Origin of the sequence: Streptomyces sp. NPDC018026 (genome assembly GCF_044327745.1) — a bacterium.
Classification (GTDB): Bacteria; Actinomycetota; Actinomycetes; order Streptomycetales; family Streptomycetaceae; genus Streptomyces; species Streptomyces rubrogriseus.
Map to the genome: position 1 here is coordinate 806,689 of NZ_JBIRFY010000002.1, position 24,617 is coordinate 831,305.

The 24,617-nt window shown below is 73.3% G+C and carries 24 protein-coding genes and 1 riboswitch; of the genes, 8 read left to right on the top strand and 16 right to left on the bottom strand.

The window, feature by feature from the left end; genetic code table 11:
- Positions 1-39: 39 nt before the first annotated feature.
- A complete protein-coding gene (locus tag ACH4D3_RS09220) occupies positions 40-816 on the bottom strand; it encodes an alpha/beta fold hydrolase (protein ID WP_398318432.1) in 777 nt (258 codons plus the stop codon).
- Between the two features lie 61 nt (positions 817-877).
- Here ACH4D3_RS09220 and ACH4D3_RS09225 point away from each other — a divergent pair, with 61 nt between their 5' ends.
- Complete coding sequence (locus ACH4D3_RS09225) at positions 878-1,303, top strand: MarR family winged helix-turn-helix transcriptional regulator (protein WP_398318435.1); 426 nt, start codon at positions 878-880, stop codon at positions 1,301-1,303.
- Here ACH4D3_RS09225 and ACH4D3_RS09230 read toward each other — a convergent pair.
- Positions 1,300-1,890 (bottom strand): cysteine hydrolase family protein, encoded by a 591-nt coding sequence (locus ACH4D3_RS09230; RefSeq protein WP_398318438.1) that lies wholly within the window; start codon positions 1,888-1,890, stop codon positions 1,300-1,302. The two genes, ACH4D3_RS09225 and ACH4D3_RS09230, sit on opposite strands and share 4 nt — an antisense overlap.
- Positions 1,891-2,022: 132 nt before the next feature.
- Here ACH4D3_RS09230 and ACH4D3_RS09235 point away from each other — a divergent pair, with 132 nt between their 5' ends.
- Complete coding sequence (locus ACH4D3_RS09235) at positions 2,023-3,015, top strand: GlxA family transcriptional regulator (RefSeq protein WP_398318441.1); 993 nt, start codon at positions 2,023-2,025, stop codon at positions 3,013-3,015.
- Positions 3,016-3,017: 2 nt separating this feature from the next.
- On the opposite strand, the gene ACH4D3_RS09240 is transcribed toward ACH4D3_RS09235, so the two are convergent.
- The gene (locus ACH4D3_RS09240) at positions 3,018-3,674 is read right to left on the bottom strand and encodes a M15 family metallopeptidase (RefSeq protein WP_398318444.1); all 657 of its coding nucleotides are present in this window, start codon (positions 3,672-3,674) and stop codon (positions 3,018-3,020) included.
- A 94-nt stretch (positions 3,675-3,768) separates the two neighbouring features.
- On the opposite strand from ACH4D3_RS09240, the gene ACH4D3_RS09245 reads away from it, so the two are divergent.
- Entirely contained in the window at positions 3,769-4,041 is a 273-nt protein-coding gene (locus ACH4D3_RS09245; protein ID WP_398318447.1) for a hypothetical protein, read from the top strand.
- A gap of 11 nt (positions 4,042-4,052) precedes the next feature.
- On the opposite strand, the gene ACH4D3_RS09250 is transcribed toward ACH4D3_RS09245, so the two are convergent.
- From ACH4D3_RS09250 to ACH4D3_RS09275, 6 genes are all read right to left on the bottom strand, one after another.
- Entirely contained in the window at positions 4,053-4,517 is a 465-nt protein-coding gene (locus ACH4D3_RS09250) for a transglycosylase SLT domain-containing protein (protein ID WP_398318450.1), read from the bottom strand.
- Between the two features lie 207 nt (positions 4,518-4,724).
- The gene (locus tag ACH4D3_RS09255; RefSeq protein ID WP_398318453.1) at positions 4,725-5,573 is read right to left on the bottom strand and encodes an ECF transporter S component; all 849 of its coding nucleotides are present in this window, start codon (positions 5,571-5,573) and stop codon (positions 4,725-4,727) included.
- Positions 5,570-7,261: an ABC transporter ATP-binding protein gene (locus tag ACH4D3_RS09260; protein ID WP_398318456.1), complete on the bottom strand. Its 1,692-nt coding sequence runs from the start codon at positions 7,259-7,261 to the stop codon at positions 5,570-5,572. The genes ACH4D3_RS09255 and ACH4D3_RS09260 overlap by 4 nt, the downstream gene beginning before the upstream one ends.
- The gene (locus ACH4D3_RS09265; RefSeq protein ID WP_398318459.1) at positions 7,258-8,397 is read right to left on the bottom strand and encodes a CbiQ family ECF transporter T component; all 1,140 of its coding nucleotides are present in this window, start codon (positions 8,395-8,397) and stop codon (positions 7,258-7,260) included. The genes ACH4D3_RS09260 and ACH4D3_RS09265 overlap by 4 nt, the downstream gene beginning before the upstream one ends.
- 67 nt (positions 8,398-8,464) lie before the next feature.
- The gene (locus ACH4D3_RS09270) at positions 8,465-9,133 is read right to left on the bottom strand and encodes an SCO2322 family protein (RefSeq protein WP_398318462.1); all 669 of its coding nucleotides are present in this window, start codon (positions 9,131-9,133) and stop codon (positions 8,465-8,467) included.
- Positions 9,130-10,383, bottom strand: coding sequence for a prenyltransferase/squalene oxidase repeat-containing protein (locus ACH4D3_RS09275; protein ID WP_398318465.1), 1,254 nt, complete (start codon positions 10,381-10,383; stop codon positions 9,130-9,132). The genes ACH4D3_RS09270 and ACH4D3_RS09275 overlap by 4 nt, the downstream gene beginning before the upstream one ends.
- A gap of 129 nt (positions 10,384-10,512) precedes the next feature.
- Positions 10,513-10,603: riboswitch (cobalamin riboswitch) on the bottom strand.
- A 114-nt stretch (positions 10,604-10,717) separates the two neighbouring features.
- Between ACH4D3_RS09275 and ACH4D3_RS09280 the strand changes: the two genes are divergently transcribed.
- Positions 10,718-11,389, top strand: coding sequence for a phosphotransferase (locus ACH4D3_RS09280; protein ID WP_398318468.1), 672 nt, complete (start codon positions 10,718-10,720; stop codon positions 11,387-11,389).
- A gap of 30 nt (positions 11,390-11,419) precedes the next feature.
- Here the strand turns inward: ACH4D3_RS09280 and ACH4D3_RS09285 are convergent, their stop codons facing one another.
- Positions 11,420-12,091, bottom strand: a complete 672-nt coding sequence (locus tag ACH4D3_RS09285) for a TetR family transcriptional regulator (protein WP_398318471.1) — start codon at positions 12,089-12,091, stop codon at positions 11,420-11,422.
- A gap of 164 nt (positions 12,092-12,255) precedes the next feature.
- On the opposite strand from ACH4D3_RS09285, the gene ACH4D3_RS09290 reads away from it, so the two are divergent.
- The 3 genes from ACH4D3_RS09290 to ACH4D3_RS09300 are packed head-to-tail and all read left to right on the top strand — an operon-like array spanning position 12,256 to position 15,469.
- The gene (locus ACH4D3_RS09290; RefSeq protein WP_398318474.1) at positions 12,256-13,647 is read left to right on the top strand and encodes a glycosyltransferase family 4 protein; all 1,392 of its coding nucleotides are present in this window, start codon (positions 12,256-12,258) and stop codon (positions 13,645-13,647) included.
- Positions 13,641-14,375, top strand: coding sequence for a methyltransferase domain-containing protein (locus ACH4D3_RS09295; RefSeq protein WP_398318477.1), 735 nt, complete (start codon positions 13,641-13,643; stop codon positions 14,373-14,375). Before ACH4D3_RS09290 ends, ACH4D3_RS09295 begins: the two co-directional genes overlap by 7 nt.
- Positions 14,372-15,469, top strand: coding sequence for a prenyltransferase (locus ACH4D3_RS09300; RefSeq protein WP_398318480.1), 1,098 nt, complete (start codon positions 14,372-14,374; stop codon positions 15,467-15,469). The genes ACH4D3_RS09295 and ACH4D3_RS09300 overlap by 4 nt, the downstream gene beginning before the upstream one ends.
- Before the next feature lie 124 nt (positions 15,470-15,593).
- On the opposite strand, the gene ACH4D3_RS09305 is transcribed toward ACH4D3_RS09300, so the two are convergent.
- The 5 genes from ACH4D3_RS09305 to ACH4D3_RS09325 all read right to left on the bottom strand — a co-directional run bounded on the left by ACH4D3_RS09305 (position 15,594) and on the right by ACH4D3_RS09325 (position 21,987).
- Positions 15,594-16,487 carry a hypothetical protein gene (locus ACH4D3_RS09305; RefSeq protein WP_398318483.1) on the bottom strand — a complete coding sequence of 298 codons (894 nt, stop codon included), beginning with the start codon at positions 16,485-16,487 and terminating at the stop codon, positions 15,594-15,596.
- Between the two features lie 158 nt (positions 16,488-16,645).
- Positions 16,646-17,629 carry an N-acetylmuramoyl-L-alanine amidase gene (locus ACH4D3_RS09310; protein ID WP_398318486.1) on the bottom strand — a complete coding sequence of 328 codons (984 nt, stop codon included), beginning with the start codon at positions 17,627-17,629 and terminating at the stop codon, positions 16,646-16,648.
- Positions 17,630-17,651: 22 nt separating this feature from the next.
- Positions 17,652-18,320 carry a class I SAM-dependent methyltransferase gene (locus ACH4D3_RS09315; RefSeq protein WP_398318489.1) on the bottom strand — a complete coding sequence of 223 codons (669 nt, stop codon included), beginning with the start codon at positions 18,318-18,320 and terminating at the stop codon, positions 17,652-17,654.
- 51 nt (positions 18,321-18,371) lie between these two features.
- Positions 18,372-20,000, bottom strand: a complete 1,629-nt coding sequence (locus ACH4D3_RS09320; RefSeq protein ID WP_398318492.1) for an IS200/IS605 family accessory protein TnpB-related protein — start codon at positions 19,998-20,000, stop codon at positions 18,372-18,374.
- A 229-nt stretch (positions 20,001-20,229) separates the two neighbouring features.
- Positions 20,230-21,987: an MFS transporter gene (locus ACH4D3_RS09325; RefSeq protein WP_398318495.1), complete on the bottom strand. Its 1,758-nt coding sequence runs from the start codon at positions 21,985-21,987 to the stop codon at positions 20,230-20,232.
- A 242-nt stretch (positions 21,988-22,229) separates the two neighbouring features.
- Between ACH4D3_RS09325 and ACH4D3_RS09330 the strand changes: the two genes are divergently transcribed.
- Entirely contained in the window at positions 22,230-23,690 is a 1,461-nt protein-coding gene (locus ACH4D3_RS09330; RefSeq protein ID WP_398318498.1) for an MFS transporter, read from the top strand.
- Between the two features lie 166 nt (positions 23,691-23,856).
- Here ACH4D3_RS09330 and ACH4D3_RS09335 read toward each other — a convergent pair whose 3' ends face one another.
- Positions 23,857-24,489, bottom strand: a complete 633-nt coding sequence (locus ACH4D3_RS09335) for a response regulator (protein ID WP_398318501.1) — start codon at positions 24,487-24,489, stop codon at positions 23,857-23,859.
- Positions 24,490-24,617: the final 128 nt, after the last annotated feature.

A 24,617-nucleotide genomic window follows, 5' to 3' on the forward strand; every position in this document is an offset into this window, starting at 1 on the left:
GGGCGGGGACGGCAGCCGGGTCCGTGGCTCCGCCCTCGCCTAGACCTTGGCGAGGAAGGGATCCATCGCCGCCCAGGTCGCGTCCCGGGCTTCGAGGTGCGGGAGGTGCCCGGCTTCCGGGACCTCGACGAACTGCGCGCCGGGTATGGCGCGTGCGACGGCCCGCCCGTAGGCAGGTGTGACGATCCGGTCGCTCTCGCCCCACACCACGAGTGCCGGGACGGCCACCGCGCCGAGCCTGCCGAGCAGCGCCGGATCGCTCATGCTCGGGCCCGCGACGGCGGCGATGGCGCGTCCGTTCGCCTGCTGGATCGCGCGCTGTTCGTCGGTGAGGCGGGCCGGGTCGACGTAACCGCGCTCAGGGTGGTGCCAGGCGGCCTCGGCGAGCCCACGGGCGTCGAGGGCGAAGAAGTCCGCGACGGGTTCGCCGTCCACCACCGCGCCGACGCCGTCGATGACGACCACGGCCCCGATCACTCCCGCACAGCGGTCGTCGGCGGCGGCCTGCACCGCCATCTCAAGGGCGACCCACCCGCCGATCGAGGACCCGATCAGCACGACGTCCCGCTCTTCGTGCTCGCGCAGGCGCGCGAGATAGGCGGCCGCGAGCTGGGCGACCGAGGCGATGGAGTCGGGGCGCGCCGTGCCCTCCCAGCCGGGATGCGTGGGTGCGAACGCGTGCATCGTGGCCGCGAGATGCTCCACGAGTGGCGCGACGGTCCGGGGTCCCCCGCCACCGTGCAGCACGAGTGCGGTGCGAGATGCGGGGGAGCCGGTTTGGAGGGCGGGAAGGCCGTCGACGAGAGAGATGCGCATGGCGTTCTCCTCCACGTTTCATATCAACATGTTTATATACGAGTGTTGATACGCTAACACCATGACGACCGACCTGGAAGTCCTCGGGCAGGCGCTCAAGCGTGCCCAGTACCGCAACCACCGCACGATGGACGCCGCGCTGCGCGAGACCGGGGTCAGCCTCGTCCAGTGGGACGCGCTGCGCGCCATCGAGCGGATGCCCGGAGCCTCGGGGCACGAACTCGCCGTCGCGACGTTCCAGAGCGACCAGGCGTTCGGTACCCTCGCGAACCGGCTCCTGGAGTACGGGCTCATCACCCGGTCCGCAGGCCACGGGCGACGTCTCGAACACGCGCTCACCGATTCGGGGCGGGCGGCACTCGCGGAAGGCAGGCGGTTGGCGACCGGTGTCCTGAAGGACCTCTTCGCGCCTCTCGGCGAGGAGCAGCGAGCGCAACTGCTTCGAGCGCTCCGGGACCTCACCGAGGGCCACCGGCCCAGGGATTAGGTCAGGGACTCCTGCGACGGTACGACGACCCCGTACATGTCGGCGACGGTGGCGAGGGCGCTGTAGTGCACCTGGTGGGCGTCGAGTTCGGTGTCCGCGACCGGCAGGGCGCGGGTGGCGCAGGCGTCGGCGACGACCGTGGGGCGGTTGCCGCGCAGGAAGGCGCCCTGGGCGGTGAAGGCCACGCACATGTGGGTCATGAAGCCGACGACGACGAGGTCGTTGTTGCCTGCCGCGTCGACGCGCTCGCCGAGATCGGTGCCGAAGAAGGAGTCCGGCGCCTTCTTGGTGACGACGGGTTCGCCGTCGACCGGGGCGACGCTCGGGTGGATCTGCCCGATCTCGGCCCCGAGGTCGTACGGGCTGCCCTCGCCGCCGTCGTGGACGACGTGGACGATCCTGGCACCCTCCCGGCGGGCGCGGGCCAGCAGCCGGGCGCCCGCGTCCAGCGCGGCCTGCCAGCCGTCGAGTTCCATCACGCCGGTCGTGTAGGTGTTCTGGTAGTCGACGAGGACCAGCGTGGAGTCGGCGAGCTTCGCGGGGGTGTCGTCGAGCCCGCTGAGGCGGCGCAGCGTGGTTCTGGGCATGGGAACTCCTCGAATCCGGGTGTGGGTGAAGGCCGTCGGCCTGCTCCTACGACGCTAGGGCTCGCCCGGCGATGTCGGCAATGTCGTCTAACCTGCAGATACCGACATGGCCGTGTAGCAGCGGGAGGAACCGTGAACTCCGTCGGACGACTGATCGTCGTCGTGCTCTTCGAGGGCGTCGACCTGCTCGACGTCACCGGGCCGCCGGAGGTGTTCTCCCTCGCACGGCGCGAGACGGAGGACGCGGCGGGCTACGAGGTGGTCCTCGCCGCCGGGACCATGGACCCGGTGACCACCGCCGCCGGAGTCCGCGTCCTGCCGGACGCCACCTTCGAGGACCTGTCCGCGCGGCGCATCGACACCCTGATCGTGCCCGGCGCGGTCGAGATCGACGGCCGACGGCGGGTCCGGGCGGTCACCGACCCCGTCGTGGTCGAGTGGGTGAGGCGCCTCGCGGCACGCACCCGGCGAGTCACGTCCGTCTGCGTCGGGGCGCATGTCCTGGCCGCCGCCGGGCTGCTCGACGGCAAGCGCGCCACCACGCACTGGTCGACCGCGCGGCAGCTCGCCGACGAGCATCCGGCGGTCGAGGTCGACGCCGACCCGATCTTCATCCGCGAGGGCGACGTGTGGACCGGCGCGGGCATCAGCTCCTGCCTCGACCTCTCCCTCGCCCTCGTCGCCGACGATCTCGGCGAGGCGGTGGCGCTCCGGGTGGCCCGGCAGCTCGTGATGTACCTGAAGCGGCCGAGCGGGCAGAGCCAGTTCAGCGTGCCGCTGGAGCAGGTCTCCACGACCCGGCGCGTCGAGGACCTCCGCCACCACATCCTGTGCAACATCGCCGCACCACTCACCGTCGCCGACCTCGCGGCCCACGCCCACGTCAGCGACCGGCAGCTCACCCGCATCTTCAAGACCGAACTCGGCACGACCCCGTACGCCTACGTCGAGTCGGCGCGCGTGGAAGCGGCACGCCACCAGCTCGAATCCACCGACGCGACCCTGGAACGCGTCGCCTCGGCCTGCGGTTTCGGCACCGTCGACACCCTGGTCAGAGCCTTCCGCCGCAGACTCGACACGACCCCGACCGAGTACCGCCGCCGCTTCCGGACGGGCGCGGCCTGAGGTCAGCCCAGTTCCGCGGGGCCGTAGCACGCGGCACCCGCGCCCGTCGCCAAGGCCCAGTAGCGGTCTCCGTACGACCAGTGCCACCACTCCGTCGGGTAGTTGACCAGGCCCGCCGCTGTGAGTGCGGTGCCCAGCACGGCACGGTGGGAGCGGGCCTCGTCGCTGATGTCGTCGGCGTGCGTGTAGCAGGCGCCCGCGCTCTCCTCCGGGGTCGCGTTCATACGGGTGCCCAGGTCGAGTTCGCGGCCGTCCAGGTCCGCGAGCGTCAGGTCGACGGCGGCGCCCGCGCTGTGCGGGGCTATCTCTGGCGGGGAGACGTAGCGGCTGGCCGCCGAGCGGATCCGGTCGGGGGACCACTGCGGGTGTTCGGTACTCAACTGTGCCGCGTACTTGTCGAAGTAGCGGCGTTGGAGGGCGGGTGGGCGGTACCCCTCGACGAAGAGCAGCCGCAGTCCCGGCGGCAGCTGCGCCTGGGCTTCGAGGAGCCGGGCGAGCACGCCTTCCCGCAGGTGGGCGAAGGCGCCCGCGGAGTCCTGCCACTTGCGCCGGTCGACCAGCAGCGGGCTGTCCCGCAATACGTCGACGAGTCGTTCGCCGCACTCCTGGACGGGCACGGCGGCGACCTTCGGGTCGGACATCAGAACGATCTCGGTCATGGCGTGATGATCTCGCGGACCGGGTTGCCTTCGGCCGGTTCCTCGGGACCTGGGCGTTCATCGCGCGAACTTCGAAACGGAGACCCGCTTGTGGGTGCCCGCCCTTTCCGTGCTGGAGGCGGAGCGTGAGCTTCTCGGCATCACGGAACACGTGGGGCAGCTGGACGTGATGCACACCGTCGACCTCGACTACCCGGCAGTGCTCGCGGTGGCACAGTTGAGCCGCGACGGCGTGCCGCCGGGGATCGGCGCGGCCGTCCACGCGGCTCGTCACCTGCCCGAGTGGGGCGCGGACGCGCTGATCGCCACGGTGGCTCCGAAGGCGTACGAGGGGCGGGGCCTGCCCGTGCTGGACCTGAACCGCTGACACCAGCCGGGTCAGTACCAGCCGTTGGACTGCCAGAAGGTCCAGGCGTCGCAGGTGCTGCCGTAGCGGTCCTTCATGTAGTCCAGGCCCCACTCGATCTGGGTGGCCGCGTTGGTCTTCCAGTCGTCGCCCGCCGAGGCCATCTTCGAGCCCGGCAGGGCCTGGACCAGGCCGTACGCGCCGCTGGAGGCGTTGGTGGCGTGGATGTTCCAGTCGCTCTCGTGGTCGACGATCTTCGAGAAGCACTGGAACTCGGCCGAGTCGCCGATCATCTTCTTCGCGGTCGCCTGCGCCGAGGAGGCCGGCGTCGCTGCCTGGGCGGGCCCGGCGGCGATCAGCGAGCCGCAGGTGGCCGCGGCCAGGGCGGCGCCCGCGAGGGCCTTCTTCGGGGTGGCGACGGAACGGAGGAGGGAAGCGGCGGTCAACGGAGGGCCCTTCTTCGGGGACAGGGGCGTCGGCGCACACCGGCCCGGCATGCGTCGGCGCCGCTGCCCGGGAGGGCGTCGGCGCCTGGCGACCGGTTCAGAGAAGCAGGCGGGGCACTCGTCCGCAATCGTCGCTTTTGCTAAGCCTGGTCGTAGGCGGGGCGAGGATGCCGCGGCCCGGGGGCCTGGTGGCCCGTCCACCGCCCGTCCCTCACCTACGAACCCGCTTCGTAGGTGAAGCGGCTCACGTGGGGCGGCTCACCTCGGCGGCCTGCTCGGGGCCTTTTCGAACGTGACCGGCGCCTCGAAGGCCGCCCTGCGGGTCGCGCGGCGCAGCGCCTTGAGGAGCGGGGTGCCGAGCGTGAGGGTCAGGACGACCGTCAGAGCGGCGCGGCCCCCGTCCCAGCCGAGGGAGGTGAGCAGGCAGTAGGCCAGGAAGTGGGCCAGATTGGTACCGACCGAGGCTTCGGCGTCGAAGGCGATGTTCGAGGAGAGCTCGTTCATGAAGGTCCAGCCGGCGAGATTCGTCGCCGTTCCGTAGGCGAACGCGCCCAGGAAGCCGTACCCGGCGAGCAGGAGCAATTCCCCGCGCCCGCGCAGCCGGTCCGGGAAGGGCAGCAGACCCGCCCCCATCGTGAACCAGCCCATCGACAGCATCTGGAACGGCATCCAAGGGCCCACCCCACCCGTGAGCAGGGCGGACGCGAACATCGTGAGCGAGCCGAGGACGAAGCCGAAGCCGGGGCCGAGGACCCGGCCGCTGAGAAGCAGCAGGAAGAACATGGGCTCCAGGCCGCCCGTGCCCGCACCCAGCGGGCGCAGTGCCGCGCCGGTCGCCGCGAGGACGCCGAGCATGGCCACCGCCTTCGGACCCAGCCCCGACTCCGAGATCGTCGCGGCCAGTACGGCCACCATGAGCACCAGCAGGCCCGCGAAGAGCCAGGGCGCGTCCGCGCTGTGGGCGTTCCTCGATGCCTCCGGCGGAGCCAGGAAGGGCCAGCCGAGACCCGCCACGCCCACCGCGCTGACCAGGAGCAGCGCGGCGACCGAGCGGGGGCCCAGGCGCACGGCGCGGGCCTGGCGCTGGGGAGGGGAGATGCCGGTCATGCCAGGGCCTCCCGTACCTGTGCGACCGTGAGCCACTTGCGCGGGGCCAGCACCTTCGCCACCTGCGGGGCGTACGACGGGGAGGCCACCACCACGTCCGCCGCCGGGCCGTCGGCGATCACCTCGCCCTCGGCGAGGAGTACGACGCGGTGGGCCAGCTCGGCGGCCAGTTCCACGTCGTGCGTGGCCAGCACGATCGCGTGGCCCTCGGCGGCCAGGCCGCGCAGGATGCCGGCCAGCCGGGCCTTCGCCGCGTAGTCCAGGCCTCGGGTCGGCTCGTCCAGGAGGAGGAGCGGAGGCCGGGCGGTCAGGACGACGGACAGGGCGAGGGTCAGGCGCTGGCCCTCCGAGAGGTCGCGGGGGTGGGTGTCGTCCGTGATGCCGGGGAGCAGGTCCGACAGCAGGGCGCGGCAGGTGCCGGGGGGCGCGTCCGCGTCCCGGTCGGCGGCCGCGCACTCGGCGGCGACCGTGTCGGCGTACAGCAGGTCGCGCGGCTCCTGCGGGACCAGGCCGACCCGGCGTACGAGGTCGCGGGGGGCCGTACGGTGCGGTACCGCGTCCCCGGCCCGGACCGAACCGGCGGACGGTTCGACCAGGCCGACGAGCGCCGACAGCAGGGTCGACTTTCCGGCGCCGTTGCGGCCCATCAGGGCGACCGTCTCGCCCGGCGACACCGTCAGGTCGACGTGGCGCAGGGCCTGGACGCGGTCGCGGCGCACGGCGAGGGAGCGGACCTCGGCGGCGTACGGGGTGGGCGCTGGGGGAGTCTCCGGGTGGCTCTTGCGGCGGCGCCAGCGGGAGGTGGCGGGGCGCGGGGCGGGCGGCGCGGGGAGCGTGGCGGACGGTGACGGGGTGTGGTGCGGGATCTCCCGGTCGGCCAGGCGCTCGCGCAGGGGCGCGGCCCGGCGGCGGGCGTCCCGGATCGTCAGCGGCAGCGGGGACCAGCCCGCCAGCCTGCCCAGGCCCACCACCGGCGGATACACGGGGGACACCGCCATCACCTCCGCCGGGACGCCGATGAGCGGGGCCTCGCCGGGGGCCGGGAGCAGGACGACCTGGTCGGCGTACTGGATCACCCGCTCCAGACGGTGCTCGGCCATCAGGACCGTCGTACCGAGGTCGTGGACCAGGCGCTGGAGGACCGCCAGGACCTCCTCGGCGGCGGCCGGGTCCAGGGCGGAGGTCGGCTCGTCCAGGACCAGGACCTCAGGGTGCGGGGTGAGTACCGAGCCGATGGCGACCCGCTGCTGCTGGCCGCCGGAGAGGGTGGCGATGGGGCGGGAGCGCAGGTCGGAGAGGCCCAGGAGGTCGAGGGTCTCCTCGACCCGGCGGCGCATCACGTCGGGGGCGAGGCCCAGGGACTCCATGCCGTAGGCCAGTTCGTCCTCGACGGTGTCCGTCACGAAGTGGGAGAGCGGGTCCTGGCCGACCGTGCCGACGACGTCGGCGAGTTCGCGCGGCTTGTGGGTGCGGGTGTCGCGCCCGGCCACGGTGACCCGGCCGCGCAGGGTCCCGCCGGTGAAGTGCGGGACCAGGCCGCCGACCGAGCCGAGGACGGTGGACTTGCCGACTCCGGAAGGACCGGCGAGCAGGACGAGTTCGCCCTCGGGGACCTCGAAGTCGACGCCCCGGACGGTGGGTTCGGTGGCACCGTCGTACGTGACCGACACGTCTTCGAAGCGGATCACGACGGCTCCTTTGCGGGTACGGGGTCGGGTGCGGGAGTGACGAACGCCGGGAGCAGGCCTACGAGTACGGCCGCCGCGGGCCAGAGGGGGAGGGTGGGCGCGGTCAGCGGGATCACGCCCGGGTGCAGCGCCGCCGGGTCGCGGGCGGCGGCGAGGAAGAGCAGCGCGGCGACCGTCGCGCCGGACGCGGTGACCAGCCAGGCGCGGGCGTCCCAGCGGTCGGGGCGGTACCGGGTGCGGACCGTGCGCCGGCCGCCGAGCCACAGGCCCGCGACGGCGGCGGCGACACCGGCCAGGAGTACGGGGATGCCGTACGTGCCGCCCGCGGCGGTCAGCAGTCCGTACGTCCCCGCGCAGACGCCGAGCAGGCCGCCGAGCGTGAGGGCGGCGGTGGTACGGCGGACGGGAGCCGGTACCTGTGCGGTACGGCCGTAGCCGCGGGCGTCCATCGCGGCGGCGAGGGCGACGGAGCGTTCCAGGGCGCCCTCCAGGACGGGGAGCCCGACCTGGAGCAGGCCCCGTAGGCCCCGGTCCGGGCGGCCGCGCAGGCGGCGGGCGGCGCGCAGGCGCTGGACGTCGGCGATGAGGTTCGGCGCGAAGGTGAGGGCCACGACCACGGCGACGCCCATCTCGTACAGGGCACCGGGGAGGGACTTGAGGAGGCGGGAGGGGTTGGCGAGGGCGTTCGCGGCGCCGACGCAGATGAGGAGGGTGGCCAGCTTCATGGCGTCGTACAGCGCGAAGGTGAGGGCCTCCGCGGTGACCCGGCCGCCGAGGCGGATGCCCTGCGCCCAGTCGGGGAGGGGGACTTCGGGGAGGGTGAGGAGGGTGTGGGTGCCGGGGATGGGGGAGCCGAGGAGGGTGGTGAAGAGGAGGCGGACGAGGAGGACGGCGAGGGCGAGTTTGACGAAGGCGCCGTAGGAGCGGGACCAGGGGGCGTGGGGGCGGCGGGTGACGACGACGTACGCGGAGACGGTGACGAGGAGGGTGAGGAGGAGGGGGTTGGTGGTGCGGGTGGCGGCGGTGCCGAGGGCCAGTGCCCAGAGCCACCAGGCGCCGGGGTGCAGGGCGGTTGCCCGGTGCTGGTGGGGGGTGGGGGCGCTTGCCGGCGCTGACAGGGTGCCGCCTGCGCCCACCCGTGCCGCCCCAGCGGCACGATTGCCCGCAGGGGGTGCGGCATGACTGCCCGCAGTCGACGCGGCGCTAGCGGGTTGCATTTCTGCGCCGCCTTGCCTGCCAGGCGCCTGCGGCGGCCAGGGCGGCGATCACCGCTGTGCCTGCGATGAGGCCGACCGAGGGGCCCCCGTCGTCCGAGGTGTCTTTCTGCTCCGGGGCGGTTGTGGTCCCCTGCTTCTCCTGCTTCTCCTGCTTCTGCGACACCTGCTCGCCGCAGCCCGACTTCGGGTAGCCAGCGATCGCGCACAGCAGGGCGTTGGTGTTGTAGCGGAGGGGGTCGGCGACGGCGGCCAGGGCGTCGGCCGTGGTCGCGTCGGGGGAGACCTGGGCGCAGGCCGTGCGCGGGGCGGGCGGGGTCTCGCCGGACGGGGCGTCGGGCGCCGTGCCGAAGTCGAGGACCAGCGCCACCCGCTTGGTGCCGTCCTCGGCCGGGGTCTTCGCGCAGATCGACGCGAAGTCCGCCGTGCCGCGCGGCTGGGCCGCGTCGCCCGAGTTCTCGCTCACCGCGAAGCGGAAGCCCTGCACGTCGCCGTCGGAGGGGCGGGACATGGACGGGCCCTGGGTGGCGTAGACCCACTTCCCGCCGTCGCGGTCCCAGAAGGACCAGTAGCGGTAACCGGCGGCCTGCGCCTGGCCCGCGGTCCCGATCAGCAGGAACGCGGCCAGGAGGAGGGGGACGATGCGGCGGGGCGTCACGGCTGCTGCTTCTTGTTGCGGTTGCTGAGCAGGAAGCCGATGCCGATGCCGAAGAGCAGGCAGACGCCGACGAACCACCAGACGCCGAAGGGGGAGTCGTCGTCCTTCTCCTCCGCCTTGTCCTCGTCGCTCGCGGTGGCCGTGTCCTTGGCGGTCGTCCCCTGCGGAGCGGGTCCCGTCGCGTTCAGCTTCTCCACCAGGTCCGTGCCGCCGAAGTCGCGCGGGTCGGTGCCCGTGGCATGGGCGGCGAAGATCAGCTGGGCGTAGGCGGCCGGACCGCTCTCCCCGGCCCACTTCGCGGCGTTCTTCTTCAGCCAGGCCAGTGGCTCGGCCGCCTTGTCCGCGCCGCCCCGTGCGGCGAGGGCGACGACCGCGTCGGCGGTGTTGCCGTAGTCGGGCTGGTCGGCGGAGCCGCCGAGGGCGGAGACGAGGTGGCCGTCCTTGGCGAGCGTGTCGGTGAGATACGCGGCGGCGTTGGCGGCGGCGCGCTCGCGGTCGGGCCGGTCCGCGTCGGCGCAGGACGCGGCGTCGGTCTTCTTGCCCGCCTCGGCGACCAGGCCCGTGCCGAGCGCCCCGAGGACACCCGCGGCGGTGGCGTCCGCGTTGGGGAGCAGCCTGCCGTCCTTGTCGGGCTGGAAGGCGAAGGCGCCCGCGCCCTTGTCCTTCGCGCAGGGCAGGGCGAACGTCAGCAGGGCGTCGTAAGGGGACTTGCCGCCCTTCCGGACGTCCTCGGGGTCCGTCTCCGTGGCGGTCAGGGCGCCGATGACGACGGAGGTGGAGTTGGCGTCGCTGGGGGTGCCGGGGACGTAGCCCCAGCCGCCGTCCTTGTTCTGTACGGACTTCAGCCAGCCGAGGGCTTCCTCGATCACGTCGCCGTGCCCGCCGACCGCCCACAGGGCCTGGACGGCGGCGGCCGTGTTGTTGGTGTCGATCGGGGTCTTGGCGTCGCAGGCCGCGGCCGGGTCGGCGCGGAACGGGGCGAAGGCGCCGTTCGCGCACTGCTGGTCCGTGAGCCACTTCACGGCCGTCGAGGACGGGATCACGCCCGCCGTGTCCTGCGCGAGCAGCGCGAGGGACTGGCGCCAGACACCGTCGTACTGGGGGTCGGTGCTCCCGTACAGCCCGGACGGCGCGGTCTTGGACGGGGCGGAGGACGGCGACGGATCGGCGGCGACCGCGGGCGCGGTGGCGGCGCCGATCACGGCTATGGCGGCCAGAGCCGCGGCGCTGCTGCGACGGCGGACGTTCATGATCGGCGGGTGCCTTTCCCTGTGCGGGGTCCGGCAGCACGGGGCACCCCCGGCGGCTCGGCCCCGTATGCCTCGACGGTGCCCGTGCGCCGGCGGGTGCCGGGCACGTGAGCCGGTCACATCCGTGCGGGGCAGTCCGGCTCACCGTCCGGGAGTCTCGGGGAGGCTCGGCGGGCGGCTCACGGTTGCGGGTCAGCGCCGGAATTGCACCGGCTTCCCCCCGTACGGGTGATGACGACGCCGCCACTTTACCCGTCGCCGGGGTCCGGGCCGAGGGGCGGCCGGACGGGGGCGGCCGGACGGCGGGCGGCGGCCGGGGTATACGTTCCCGGGCATGCGGACGGGGAGACTGATCGGGGCGGGGCGTTCGGCCGACGTGTACGAGGCGGACGCGGGATGGGTGCTCCGGCGCGACCGGGAGGGAGTCGGGGACGCGGCGGCCGAGGGTGCGGTGATGGAGCATGTGCGGAAGCACGGCTACCCCGTGCCGCGGGTGTGGCCCGGGACGACGGAATCACCGCGTACGGACCTGGTCATGGAGCGGCTGACCGGGCCGACGATGCTGCGGGCGTGGCAGGACGGGGCGCTGACGCCCCAGGAGGCGGGCGGCATGCTCGCCGGGCTGCTGCGACGGCTGCACCGGGTGCCCGCGTACCGCGGCGCCGACCCGGGCGCCCGCGTCCTCCACCTGGACCTGCACCCGGACAACGTGATCCTCACGGCGGACGGGCCCCGGGTGATCGACTGGTCCAACACCGAGGAGGGTGATCCCGGGCTTGACTGGGGCATGACCGCGGTGATCCTCGCCCAGGTGGCGGCCGCCGGCGGACCGGTGTCCGGGCCCGTCGAGGGCGCGCTGGCCGCGCTGCTCGCCGACCCCTTTGCCCTCACGCCGGACGGTCTCGCCGAGGCGCTGCGGCGCCGGGCGGCCAACCCGACGATGAGCCGGGACGAGGTGGACCTGCTGCCCGCCGCGGAGGCGCTGATCCGCTCCCGCCTGGACTGAACGCCGGGACCGGACCGAACGGCGGGACCCTCAGGGGCGCTCCGCGGCCGCTCCCGTCGCGGCCTCCGTTCCCGTCCCGGCCTCCGTCAGGTCGATCAGCCGGCACACCGTCTCGATGTCCACCCGCACCTGGGCGAGGGAGGTGCGGCCGGCCAGCCAGGTGATCAGGGTCGAGAGCCAGGTGTGCTCGACGACCCGGACCGCCGACAGCTGCTCGGGCGTCGGGTTCTCCAGGCCGCCCATCGCGTCCAGGACGATCGCCGTGGTCTGCCGGGAGACCTGGTCGACCTCCGGGGAGACGCTGCGGTCGGCGAAGGTCAGGGCACGGGCCATCGCCTCGGCCAGCCGGGGCTCGCGCTGCAATGCGCCGAAGGCCCGCATCAGGGTCTGCGCCACCCGGTCCCCGGCCGTCTCGCCGGCGGGCGGGCTCTTGCGCAGCGTGCCGTGCAGCCGCTCCAGCTGGTCGTGCATGGTCGCGACCAGCAGATGCACCTTGGACGGGAAGTACCGGTAGAGCGTGCCGAGGGCCACCTGCGACGACTCCGCGACCTCCCGCATCTGCACCGCCTCGAAGCCGCCCCGGCAGGCCAGCCGGGCGGTCGCGTGCAGGATGCGCCGGCGGCGCTCCCGCTGGCGCTCGGTGAGGGGCGGTGCGGGGGAACGGGCCGCCGGACCGGATGCCTCCGCCGCTGGGTGGTCCACCTCGGTCACCTTCTTCCCCCGTGGCGCGAATCACCTGATCCACTCGTCACAGCCCGGCTACCTGCCGGTAGATTCGGAGCCTCTGACGATCAAGTCTGAAACTTGTTCTAGATTAACCTCCCGACGTAGTGTCGCGGGACAGCGCAGTGAGGAGGGGGCCCAGAGTGACCGCCGAGGCCAGTCAGACGGGTCCCCGTCCGGAGCCAGCCGCCGACGGCTTGCCACCGCTGCGCATCGCCCTCCTCACCTACAAGGGGAACCCGTTCTGCGGCGGCCAGGGCGTCTACGTCCGCCACCTCTCCCGCGAACTGGCCCGCCTCGGCCACCGCGTCGAGGTCATCGGCGCCCAGCCCTATCCCGTCCTCGACGACGGGCCCCTCGTCGGCGACCGGCTCTCGCTCACCGAGCTGCCCAGCCTCGACCTCTACCGCCAGCCCGACCCCTTCCGCACCCCGAAGCGGGGCGAGTACCGGGACTGGATCGACGCGCTCGAGGTCGGCACGATGTGGACCGGCGGCTTCCCCGAGCCCCTGACCTTCTCGCTGCGCGCCCGCCGCCATCTGCGGGCCCGGCGCGGCGAGTTCGACGTCGTCCACGACAACCAGACCCTCGGCTACGGCCTGCTGGGCGACGTGGGCGCACCCCTCGTCACCACCATCCACCACCCCATCACCGTCGACCGGCAGCTCGAACTCGACGCCGCCGACAGCCGGGGGCGCCGGTACTCGGTCCGCCGCTGGTACGCCTTCACCCGGATGCAGAAGCGGGTCGCGCGCCGCCTGCCCTCCGTGCTCACCGTCTCCGGCACCTCCCGCCAGGAGATCGTCGACCACCTCGGCGTACGGGACGACCGCATCCACGTCGTCCACATCGGCGCCGACACCGACCTGTTCTCGCCCGACCCGTCGGTGCCGCGGGTGCCGGGCCGGATCGTGACGACGTCCAGCGCGGACGTACCGCTCAAGGGCCTCGTCTTCCTCGTCGAGGCGCTGGCCAAGGCACGCACGGAGCATCCGCGGGCCCACCTCGTCGTCGTCGGCAAGCGGCCGGCCGAGGGTCCCGTCGCCCAGGCGATCGAGCGGTACGGCCTCGAAGACGCCGTCGAGTTCGTCAAGGGCATCTCGGACGCCGAGCTGGTCGACCTGGTGCGGTCCGCCGAGGTCGCGTGCGTGCCGTCGCTGTACGAGGGGTTCTCGCTGCCCGCCGCCGAGGCCATGGCGACCGGCACGGCGCTGCTCGCCACCACCGGCGGGGCCGTCCCCGAGGTCGCCGGACCCGACGGGGAGACCTGCCTCGCGGTGCCGCCGGGCGACGCGGACGCGCTGGCCGCCGGGCTGAACCGGCTGCTCGGCGACCGCGAACTGCGGGCCCGGCTCGGCGCCGCCGGACGCGAGCGCGTGCTGCGCCACTTCACCTGGGCCCGCGCCGCCGAGGGCACCGTCGCCCGCTACCGCGAGGCCATCGGTGCCACCCCCACGGCCTCCCCGAGGACCGTGCCCGCGACCTCGAACACCAGTGACACCGGCGTCTACCCCGAAAGCAGGGCCACGTGCTGACCGTCGACTTCTCCCGGTTCCCGCTCGCCCCCGGCGACCGCGTCCTGGACCTCGGCTGCGGCGCCGGCCGGCACGCTTTCGAGTGCTACCGGCGCGGGGCCCGGGTCGTCGCGCTGGACCGGAACGCGGAGGAGATCCGCGAGGTCGCCAAGTGGTTCGCGGCGATGGAGGAGGCCGGTGAGGCCCCGGCCGGCGCCACCGCCACCGCCATGGAGGGCGACGCGCTCGCGCTGCCCTTCCCCGACGAGTCCTTCGACGTCGTCATCATCTCCGAGGTGATGGAGCACATCCCCGACGACAAGGGCGTCCTCGCCGAGATGGTCCGCGTCCTCAAGCCCGGCGGCCGGATCGCGATCACCGTGCCGCGCTACGGCCCCGAGAAGGTCTGCTGGACCCTCTCCGACGCCTACCACGAGGTCGAGGGCGGCCACATCCGCATCTACCGGGCCGACCAGCTCCTCGCCCGCATCCGCGAGGCCGGACTCAAGCCGTACGGCAGCCACCACGCGCACGCGCTGCACTCGCCGTACTGGTGGCTGAAGTGCGCGTTCGGCGTCGACAACGACAAGGCGCTGCCGGTGCGCGCGTACCACAAACTCCTGGTGTGGGACATCATGAAGAAGCCGCTGGCGACGCGGGTCGCCGAGCAGGCGCTGAACCCGCTGATCGGCAAGAGCTTCGTCGCCTACGCGACCAAGCCGCACCTGCCGACGGTGGACGCCGCGTGACCGCGCCCCGCACCCCCGGCACACCCCGCACGCCGCGCACCGAACACCTCGTCCTGCCCGGCGTCCTCACCGCCGCCGAGGCCGCCGCGACCGTCCGCGGCATCCTCGCCGTCCAGCGCGAGGACGGCGCGATCCCGTGGTTCCGCGGGCACCACCTCGACCCGTGGGACCACGTCGAGGCGGCCATGGCCCTGGACACGGCCGACGAGCACGAGGCCGCCGAGCGCGCCTACGCGTGGCTGGCCCGGCACCAGAACCAGGACGGCTCCTGGTACGCCGCCTACGCCGACGGGGACTTCGCCGACGTCACCGACCGCGGCCGGGAGACCAACTTCGTCGCCTACGTCGCGGTCGGCGTCTGGCACCACTACCTCGCCACCGGCGACGACACCTTCCTGGACCGGATGTGGCCCGTCGTCCACGCGGCCGTCGAGTTCGTGCTGCGCCTCCAGCAGCCCGGTGGGCAGATCGGCTGGCGCCAGGACGACGACGGCACCGGCACCACGGACGCGCTGCTGACCGGCAGTTCCTCCGTCCACCACGCCCTGCGCTGCGCGCTCGCCATCGCCGAGCAGCGCGAAGAGCCGCAGCCCGACTGGGAGTTGGCGGCGGGCGCGCTGCGGCACGCCATCCGCCGCCACCCGGAGCGGTTCCTGGACAAGGGCCGCTACTCGATGGACTGGTACTACCCGGTCCTCGGCGGCGCGCTGACCGGCACGGAGGCCAGGTCCCGCATCAAGGAGAGCTGGGACCGCTTCGTGGTCCCGGGCGTCGGCGTGCGCTGCGTCGTCCCCAACCCGTGGGTGACCGGCGGCGAATCGGCCGAACTCGCGCTCGCCCTGTGGGCGGTGGGCGAGTCCGACCACGCCCTGGAGATCCTCCAGTCCATCCAGCACCTGCGGGATCAGGACAGCGGCCTGTACTGGACGGGCTACGTCTTCGAGGACGAGGCGATCTGGCCCCGCGAACTGACCACCTGGACGGCCGGGTCGCTGCTGCTCGCCGTCGCCGCGCTCGGCGGCCACGAGGCCACCTGCCAGGTCTTCGCGGGCGACCGGCTGCCCAGGGGACTGGATCCGGACTGCTGCGTCTGACGGCGGCACACACGTACGTGACGGCGCCACACACGTACGTGTACGTGTACGTCAACGGCCCCTCGCCCGGAAGTACCGGTGGGCGAGGGGCCGTTGACGTGAACGAACGAGCGGGTGCGCGGGGTCAGCCGCGCTGGATGCCCGAGGTGTCCTGGAGGACGCCGCGGCGGCCGTCCTGGGTCTGCGCGACCAGGTTGGCGCCGCGCTGCTCGACGGCCAGGTACCAGGTACCCGGCGCCAGCTCGGCGATCGGCGTCGGCGAGCCGTCCTCCGCGAACAGCGGACGCGGCACCGGCACGGCGAACCAGAACGGGGAGAAGTCCCCGGCCGGCTGTGCCTGCGCCTGTGCCTGCTGCGGGGCCTGCGGCTGGCCGGGCTGGGGCTGACCGGGCTGCGGCTGCCCCGGCTGCGGCTGGCCGCCGAAGGACGGACCGGGCTGACCCGGCTGTCCCGGCTGTCCGGGCTGACCCGGCTGGCCGCCGTACGGCTGCTGCTGGGCGCCCGGGTAGCCGTAACCACCCTGGGGCTGACCGCCGTAGGGCTGCGGCGCGGCCGGACGGGCGGCCGGGATCAGGGTGCCCTTGAGGGCCGGGAGCAGCGGCGTGGCCACGGCCGCGGCGGCCATGACCAGCGTGGCGATGAGAGCGAGGATCAGGCCCATCCCGGCACCGATGCCGCTCGCACCCCCGTCGTTGTCGAAGGCGCCCGCCGGGTCGAAGATGTTGCCGAGCGCGCACCACGCGGCGAAGACCGTGAACGCGATGCCGAACTGGCCGAGGTCGAGACCCGCCACCTTCTTGGGCTGCGGCATGGCGCGGTTCACGACGACGAGCGCGGCGCCGATGACGCCCGCCAGGACGACACCGAGTACGACCGAGCCACTGCCCCACAGGCTGGGGATGTCGGCGCTGTCCGGCGCGCCGTCGATCGAGTAGATGTCGAGGAACGACGCGATCAACAGCAACACCGCTGCTCCGATCACCACGCCGTCGCCTCGAGTGAGCGAGCGGATATTCACTTCAGGTCCTTCGTAGGTCGTCTCGTCGTCGGTAGAGGCGTCGCTGTCACGACGGCGCCGAAAGGTTCCGGTGTGAAGCGCGGGGGTGGCCCCTCATCGTACGGACGACACTATCGTCCGGACCTCGGGGCTGTCCGCAGGGATCGGGACGCCGGGCGTTACCCGCGCAGGAAACTCACAATCCCCTCAGACATCCCCTCCGCCGCCTTCTGCCGCCAACTGCCGCTGGTCAGCAGGGCCGCGTCCTTGCTGTCACGCATGTTGCCGCACTCGATGAATACCTTGGGAACCGTTGACAGATTGAGACCGCCCAGGTCCGTGCGCGTGACCAGACCGGTGCCGTCGCCGAGGTAGTTCGAGGGCGCGCTGCCCGTGACCCGCACGAAGCTCCCCGCGACCCGCTCGCCCAGTTCGGCGGAGGGCGCCACGATCGCGCGGGTGTCGGCGGCCCCGTCGTGCACCGAGCCGGGCATGATCACGTGGAAGCCCCGGTTGCCCGCCCCCGACCCGTCGGCGTGAATCGAGATCGCGGCGTCGGCCTTCGCCTCGTTGCCGATCCGGGCCCGCTCGTCCACGCAGGGACCGAACGAACGGTCGCCGTCCTGCGTCAGCTTCACCGTCGCGCCCTGCTCCTGAAGCAGGGTGCGCAGCCGGTGGGCCACGTCGAGGGTGAACTTCGCCTCGGGCCAGCCCGCGTTGGTGGCCGTACCCGTCGTGTCGCACTCCTTCCAGTGCGTGCCGACGTTCACCTTGCGATTGATCTCGGACGCGTGCTGGAAGTTGGCGGGGTTGTGGCCGGGGTCGATGACGACGACCTTGCCCTCAAGAGGCCCGGAGGCGGGGAGTCCGGAGGCGGACGCGGACGGCGCCTTCGACGTGGGGGCGGGTGCGGAGCCCGCGGGCTTCTTGGCGTCGCCGCCCTCGGACGCGGGACCACCGGAGGACGGCGCCTTTGACGTGCGTACGGCGCCCGCGCGGTCGGCGCCGCCCCCGTCCCCGTCGTCGGGGCCGCCCACCGCCGCGTACACCCCCCACCCGAGCAGCGCCCCGGGCACCAGCGCGGCGACCGCCACGGTCAGGGGGCGGCGCAGCGGGGAGCGGCGGCGCTGGGGAGGTTCGAAGTCCGGGCCTGTGTACGACACGTCAGCGACTCTAACCGCGGCCTCAGATCCCCGCGCCGGTTCGCCGCAGGACGCGCAGCGAGTCGGTCGCGGAGACCTCGGTGAACGCGCCGGACGCCAGCGCCCTGAGGTGGACGCGGTACGGGGCCTGGCCGGTGAACTCGTCGGCCGGGTCCGGGAAGACGTCGTGGATGGCCAGCAGACCGCCGTCGGCCACGTGCGGGGCCCAGCCCTCGTAGTCGGCGTTCGCGTGCTCGTCGGTGTGGCCGCCGTCGACGAAGACGAGGCCGAGGGGGGCGTTCCAGACCGCCGCGACCTGGGGGGAGCGGCCGACGAGTGCGATCACGTGCTCCTCCAGGCCGGCCCGGTGCAGGGTGCGGCGGAAGGTGGGCAGCGTGTCCATCACGCCCAGCTCCGGGTCGACCGTCGCGGGGTCGTGGTAGTCCCAGCCCGGCTGCTGCTCCTCGCTGCCCCGGTGGTGGTCGACGGTGAGCGCGGTGACCCCGGCCCGGCGGGCCGCGTCGGCGAGCAGCACGGTGGAACGCCCGCAGTACGTGCCGACCTCCAGCAGCGGCAGCCCGAGCCCGCCCGCCTCCACGGCGGCGGCGTACAGCGCGCGGCCCTCGTGCGCGGGCATGAACCCCTTCGCGGCCTCGAAGGCGGCCAGGACTTCCTGGGAGGGGGCAGGGGCAGAGGCTGGGGCCGCAGTCATGAGGGCCTTTCGGTGGTCGTATCGGGTGTGCCCCATGCTGCCGTACCGTTCCTATTCAGTGAGCAGGAGTGGGTCTTGGACCCACTCCTGCTCACTGCGGACATCCCGAACGGTGTTGGGTGTCCTGGTTGCCCGCGTTCGTGCCGTGTCCGGTGGCACGGATCGTGTCCGTGGTCCGGGGATACGGGGGCGGGGTCCCTCACGCCCAGGAGTCTCCGGTCCGGCCTGGATGGTCCGATGCCCGCATCCATCGCTCTGGTGGGTGCGGGGCGGTGCCGTCCGACGCCGGATGGGATAGCCCTGGGCGCGTCGCCCGATCGCGATGCTCGCCGCATCGTGCCGGGTCGTCCTGCGGGTGGGGGTGGTGAGTGGTTTCTGCCAGTGCTGGGCACCCCAGTGGGAGGTGTAGGCGGGGTCGACGGCGATGATCGTGATGCCGGTGGCATCGGCCATGGAGGTCAAGCGGGCGCGGAGACGTGCGGTGGGCATGCTGGAGATCAGCTGCCTGAAGCGTTTCCGGCGGCCGTGCTTCTCGCGGGTCTTCTCGGCGGTGAAGTCCAGGTCCTCGACGGCGATGGCCTTCACCCCGGAGGTGGCGGCCCAGTGCAGGAGCCGGGTGAGGGCGTGGCGGACCTGGGCGTCGCGGTGGGTGGCGGGGCCGGTGAGGTCGTAGGAGAAGCGGCGCGGATTGCCGACGGGGTTGCCGTGGAGGTCGAGGTGCCAGGCGGCGAGGTGGTCGGCGTTCATGTCGACTCCGATCACACCCTCGGCCAGTGCTGTCGCCAGGGGGACGGTGCGGGTGACTGGTTTCTGCCAGGACGCGGTCACGTACCAGCGGGCACGCATCGTGTCGTGGTGGATGCGGTAGGCGACGGCCCGGTGCGCGGCGACGCGGTCGGCCCACTCCTGCCCCCGGTGCGCAAATACCACCCGGCCGGTCAGGACGTACCGGCCGTGCGCCGCGTTGGCCAGATGAGCGAGCGGAGCCGGGAGCCGGAGGGACACCTCGCCGTCCGGGGTGACGCGGATCGTCTCGTTCCCGAAGCGTTTCCCGGACTCCCCGTCCGCCTGCACAAACCACCGCTCGGCTTCCCACCGCTCACGCCACTCGGCCTCGGTGAGTCCGGCATCGGTCAGGTGGTGCCGCGCGCGGGCGAGGCGCTTGCCGCCCCGGGCCACGTGCACCCGCCCGGCCTCCCAGTCCGCGCGGGCACGCGCGAGCCGGTCCTCCAGGACGTGCAGGCGCCGGGCCTTGACATGCCACTCCCGCCGACTCCTGTACCCACCCGGCGCGTGCTTCGTCCCCTTCTGGCCGAGGGGCAGCGACAGCCGGTGCTCCAGCGTCCGCACTCCCGTCTCCAGGGACTGGACGTGCGCGTGGGCGCCACGGCGGGCCAGCGCCCACTGATCGTGTGTGGCTTTGGTGATCGCACCCGCCCACCGGGCTGACGATTCGGGCGTCAGCTCCCGCTTGCGCACCGCCCACGCACCGGCATCATGGTCCAGCCCGTCACGACAACGCGCCCTCAGGTCACGGGACGCCAACTTGCCCAGATGTGCGCCGACCTGCCGCAGTACCTCCACGTCGGTGGTGGTGAGCTGACCCAGCCGGGTACGTACCGCCACTCCCGACGGGCCCAGCGCGACGAACGGCGTCGCAAGCCCTCGCAGACTACCCATCCCGCACCCCCGATCAGCCGCGGCGACCTTGCACACCACCCTCAACGAACGCCCTCGCCAAAGGTCACGTATTCGGCAGGCGAACTCTCGTTCCTGCTCGGAGGTGGAGCCTTCCCGCCCCACCACCGTGCTCACCCCTTCGCGCCAGAGCACATTCGTACGCAGTCAACGGCCAGCAGTTCCCAACCCCCTGTCGCGTTCCGCGACAGGGGGTTGGGAAGGGCGAGGGTCAGGCGGGGACCGTCTCGCCCGGCAGGGACAGGTCCAGGTCGACCGGGCGGTCACCGCCGTGGGTGGCGGCGTGGGCGAGCGGGGCGTGGCCCGCGGCGCGGGCGGCCAGGACGTACGGGCCCTGGGCGGGCACGGCGAGGGCGTAGCTGCCGTCGCCCGCGGAGAGGGTCGCGCCCGCCTGCCGTCCGTGCCGGTCGATCAGGGTGACCTTGGCGCGGGCGACGGGGGTGCCGTCGGCGGTCAGCACCCGGCCGCGGAAGCCGTGCGGCGGCTGCCCGGCCCCGGCGAGCGCCTGCTCGGCGCGGGCCAGGTTCGCGTCCTCCTCGCTGCTCGCGCGCAGCTGGGACACCGCCGCCGTGGTGCGGCGGGGGAGGAAGAAGGCCAGGACCAGGCCGACGGCGACCGCGCCCGCCGCGATCATGAAGGAGACGCGGAAGCCGTGCAGGGTGGGGACGGCGGTGCCGCCCACGTCGTTCGCCGTGTTGGCGAGCACCATGCCGATGACCGCGCTCGACACCGACGTACCGATGGACCGCATCAGCGTGTTGAGGCCGTTGGCGGCGCCCGTCTCGGAGGCCGGGACGGCGCCGATGATCAGGGCGGGCAGGGAGGAGTAGGCGAGGCCGATGCCCGCGCCGATCAGCACCGAGGTGACGACGGTCTGCCAGGCGGCGCTCATCAGGCCGAGACCGCCGGCGTAACCGATCCCGATGATCACCAGACCCATGATGAGAGTGGTGCGGGGGCCGTAGCGGGCGGACAGGCGGGCGTACACCGGCGCGGTGAACATCATCGTCAGGCCCAGCGGCGCCACGCACAGACCCGCGACCACCATCGACTGGCCGAGGCCGTAGCCGGTCTCCGAGGGCAGCTGGAGCAGCTGCGGCAGGACGAGGGAGATGACGAAGAAGGAGACGCCGACCATGATCGAGGCGAGGTTGGTGAGCAGCACCTCGCGGCGGGCCGTGGTGCGCAGGTCGACCAGCGGGGCCGCGACGCGCAGCTCCATCAGGCCCCACAGGAGCAGCACCACGACGGCGGCGCCGAACAGTCCGAGCGTGGTGGGCGAGGACCAGCCCCAGTCGCTGCCCTTGCTGATCGGCAGCAGGAAGAGGATCAGACCGGCGGTCAGACCGATCGCGCCCGGCAGGTCGAACGAGCCCTTCGCGCGCAGGGGGGACTCGGGTACGACCAGCAGGGTCAGGGCGATGGAGACGACACCGAGGCCCGCGGCGCCGAAGTACAGGGCGTGCCAGTCGGTGTTCTGTGCGACCAGGGCCGCGGCGGGCAGCGCCAGGCCGCCGCCGACGCCGATCGAGGAACTCATCAGGGCCATCGCCGAGCCGAGCCGCTCGCGGGGCAGCATGTCGCGCATCAGGCCGATGCCGAGGGGTATCGCGCCCATCGCGACGCCCTGGAGCGTACGGCCGACGATCATCGGGACCAGGGCGTCGGTGAGCGCGCTGAGCAGCGCGCCGACGACCATCACCGACAGGCTGGCGATCAGCATGCGGCGCTTGCCGAACAGGTCGCCGAGCCGGCCCATGATCGGCGTGGCCACGGCTCCGGACAGGAGCGTGGAGGTCAGGACCCAGCTGGCGTTGCTGGGTGAGGTGTCCAGAAGTCGGGGCAGGTCCTTGATGACCGGGACCAGCAGGGTCTGCATCACCGCGACGACGATGCCCGCGAACGCGAGCACCGGGACGGTGGCCCCGCTCGCTCGCCGCGCGGGCTCGTCGGTCGTCGTGTGGGACATGGGGTGGGGCCTCCAGGCCGGAGATGGCGGGTGCGGTGCGTGATCGTGATACGTGCAGACTGAACCTCGTGCGCCGGGGCAACTATTCCGTTGCTTCGAGTCCCTAACTAATTCTTGACCTTCTCTTGGCGTTCCCGGGAGGGGGACAGAGAGGGGGAGAGAAGCTAGGTCGCGAGACCTAGGCCGGTCCGGGGCCGAAATACCGATGCAAGGGGCAGCTCCGGGTTGAGACCATGACACCCATGCTCGAAGCCACCGGTTCTCCCGCCTCCGCCACCGCGCGGATATCCCCGCGCCGTACTCCGCCCACCTGGCTGGTCGTGGCGCTCGCCTGCGCCGGACAGTTCCTGGTCGTGCTCGACGTGTCCGTCGTCAACGTCGCCCTGCCCTCGATGCGGGCCGACCTCGGCCTGAGCGCCCAGGGGCTCCAGTGGGTGGTCAACGCCTACGCCATCGCCTTCGCCGGGTTCATGCTGCTCGGCGGCCGGGCCGGCGACCTCTACGGGCGCAAGCGGATGTTCCTGGTCGGGCTCGGGCTCTTCACGCTGGCCTCGCTGGGCGGCGGCCTCGCCCAGGAGGGCTGGCAGCTGCTGGTCGCCCGCGCCCTGCAAGGGCTCGGCGCGGCCGTACTCGCCCCCTCGACGCTGACGATCCTGACCGCCGCGGTGCCGGAGGGCGCGGCGCGGGCCCGCGCGATCGCGACCTGGACCGCCGTGGGCGCGGGTGGCGGCGCCGCGGGCGGCCTGGTGGGCGGCGCCCTGGTGGACGGGCTGTCCTGGCGCTGGGTGCTGCTGATCAACGTGCCGGTGGGCGCGATCGTACTGGCCGGTGCCGCGCTGTGGCTGGCCGAGAGCAGGGGCGGTCCGCGGCGCCGACTCGACCTGCCCGGCGCGCTGCTGGTGACCGCCGGTCTCGCCACGCTGGCCTACGGCATCTCGCAGACCGAGTCCGAGGGGTGGGCGGCGCCGGCGGCTCTGCTGCCGCTGCTGGCCGGACTCGCGCTGCTCGGGCTCTTCCTCCTCGTCGAGGCGCGGACGGCGGCGCCGCTGATGCCGCTCGGGCTGCTGCGGCTGCGGTCGGTGGCGTCGGCGAACGTGGCGATGCTGGTGTCCGGCTCGTCGATGTTCTCGATGTGGTTCTTCATGACCCTGTACGCCCAGAACGTGCTGGGCTACTCGCCGCTGGAGGCCGGAGTGGCCCTGGTGCCCAGCTCCCTGGCGGTGATCATCGGCTCGAAGGCCGCCCCGCGGTTCCTGCCGGTGCTCGGGGCCCGGAACGTGGCCGTGCTCGGCACGCTCGTCGCGGCGGTCGGCTTCGGCTGGCAGTCCACGATGACCGCCGACGGCGGCTATCTGACCGCGATCATGATCCCCGGCGTACTGATGATGCTGGGCGCGGGCATCGCGGCGACCCCGCTCGCCTCGCTGGCCATCTCCGGCGCGGCCCCCGGGGACGCCGGGCTGGTCTCCGGGCTGATCAACACCTCACGGACGATGGGCGGTTCGCTGGGGCTCGCGGTGATGTCGACGATCGCGGCGACCCGGGCCGGGGGCGAGGACGCGGGGCCGGTGGCCCTGACGGACGGCTACGCGCTGGTCTTCCGCACGGCGGCGGTGGTCCTGGTCGCAGCGGCCCTGCTGATGTGGCTCTGGCTCCCGGCAGGCCGCCCGAAGCCCGAGCTGAAGGCCCACAGCACAGACTGATCGCCCCAAGGGGGCACCTTCTGTCGCCGGGTTCCTGGAGCGCCCCAAAGGGGCGCGGGGCGGTATCCATGTGCGGCTCCGCCGCGGGGCGCGACCAGCCCCCACCGGCCCGCGGCCGACGAACCGCCCCGGCCGTGTCCGGCGGACCCCTCGGCCCGGGGCCGGTCTACAGCCACCCCTGCCCCCGCGCCGCGCGGAGCGCCTCCGTGCGGTTGCGGGTGCCGGTCTTGCCGATCGCCGCGGAGAGGTAGTTGCGGACCGTGGACTCGGACAGGTGCAGCGCGCCGGCGATGTCGGCCACCGTCGCGCCGTCCGCCGACGCCCGCAGGACGTCGCACTCCCGCGCGGTGAGCGGGCTGGGACCCGCGCTGAGCGCGGCGGCGGCGAGCGCCGGGTCGACGACCGTCTCGCCGCCCAGCACCCGGCGGATCGCCCCGGCCAGCTCCTCCACCGGGCCGTCCTTGACCAGGAAACCGGCGGCGCCCGCCTCCATGGCCCGCCGGAGATACCCGGGGCGGCCGAACGTGGTCAGGATCAGCACCCGGCAGCCCGGCGCCCGTTCCCGCAGCTCGGCGGCGGCGTCCAGGCCGCTCAGGCCCGGCAGTTCGATGTCGAGGAGGGCGATGTCGGGGCGGTGCGCGAGCGCGGCGGCGACGATCTCGTCCCCGGCCGCCACCTGCGCGACCACCTCGATGTCGTCCTCCATGCCGAGCAGCAGCGCGAGCGCGCCCCGCATCATGCCCTGGTCCTCGGCGAGGAGGACGCGAACGGGGTGGGCGCGGGGCGTCTCGTCGGTCACGGGGAAAGGGTAGAGGGCAGCCGCCGGAGGGCAGGCGCCGACGGTATGCGCTGGAGGACAGCCGCCGGAGGGCAGGCGCCGACCGGTAAGCGCCGGAGGACAGGCGCACCGGAGACCCGGGGCCTCGC